Raw genomic sequence first — 939 nt, forward strand, 5'->3', positions numbered from 1 at the left:
TTGTTGTGCGTAGTCGTCGAGTTCTTGTTTTAAGTGTTGGGCGTCTTCGCGTACGCGTTTCCTGGTGGCGGTGATGTGTTGGGCTACTGTTTGTGCCCACCGTTTCTGTTTTGGTGCTAGCGGCCCGTCGGCTTCGGTAATAGTCCAAGTGCCGTCTTCATATAGCCAGATGACATCCCCGCTGTAGGGGTCCAGCAGGTATTTGAGGCTGCCATCAGTTTTCATGTTGTGATGACCCTGGCATAAACACGCTAGGTTCTTCGGGTGGGTGGGCCCGCCTTCAGCCCAGTTATGCCGATGATCCAACTGGCTAAGGAAAGCTGGTTTGCCACAGCCGCCAACCCGGCAGGTACCGTCACGGCCTTCGACATGTTTGCGCATGATGACTCCTGGTTGGTAGCCATCGGCTTCGGCGACGTCACCGGTTAAATCCCGGGTCTTATCATGCGACATGGGCTTAGCCCGCCAGCCGAAGCCTTCAATAAAGGTTGGTGCATCCTCAATGTCGCAGGCCTGGTAGGTGTGTAACACCACAGTAGCTGGAGGCTTAATCTCACCGGAAAGTAGTTTTATGACTGCCTCCGGAATCGTCAGATCGTGCTTGGTTGCGGTGTGGTGGATGAAGGCATCGAGTTTAATGCCGGTGTCTTCATCACAGTGCAGTTCCAGCCAGGCTGAGGTGCCGTTAGAAGAAAACCGGTACGTATTTTTAGGGCGGGTGTCCTGGTAGGCGATGGAGTTATCGAGGGTTTTGCAGATATCGCGGACTTTGCGCCTGATTTGACTACGCGTGGGAAAAGCCTGGTTCGGTTTAGAAGGGGGTGAAGAAGTCAGCCAGAAGAGTGTCGATAAAGTCTAGGGTTTCATCTGTTAAGGCTGTCAATGCTGACATGGGTTGATCAATAGCAATAAGGGACTCGATGTCGAGCAGGCAGTGGG

General features: G+C 53.4%; 1 protein-coding gene and 1 pseudogene. One reads left to right on the plus strand and one right to left on the minus strand.

All coding sequences use genetic code 11. The features are described from left to right. Nucleotides 1–225 (minus strand): annotated as a pseudogene (locus tag HMPREF3009_RS13775) (HNH endonuclease); the annotation flags it as partial. 72 nt (nucleotides 226–297) lie between these two features. On the opposite strand from HMPREF3009_RS13775, the gene HMPREF3009_RS13935 reads away from it, so the two are divergent. Further along, a complete protein-coding gene (locus HMPREF3009_RS13935) occupies nucleotides 298–429 on the plus strand; it encodes a hypothetical protein (RefSeq protein ID WP_255366822.1) in 132 nt (43 codons plus the stop codon). The last annotated feature ends 510 nt before the right edge of the window (nucleotides 430–939 follow it).

Origin of the sequence: Corynebacterium sp. HMSC034H07, from assembly GCF_001815175.1 — a bacterium.
In the GTDB taxonomy this organism is placed as follows: Bacteria; Actinomycetota; Actinomycetes; order Mycobacteriales; family Mycobacteriaceae; genus Corynebacterium; species Corynebacterium hiratae.

Bases quoted from the DNA above. Each gene is read 5' to 3' on its own strand.
- HMPREF3009_RS13935 (WP_255366822.1), top strand. From the start codon at position 298: ATGATCCAACTGGCTAAGGAAAGCTGGTTTGCCACAGCCGCCAACCCG.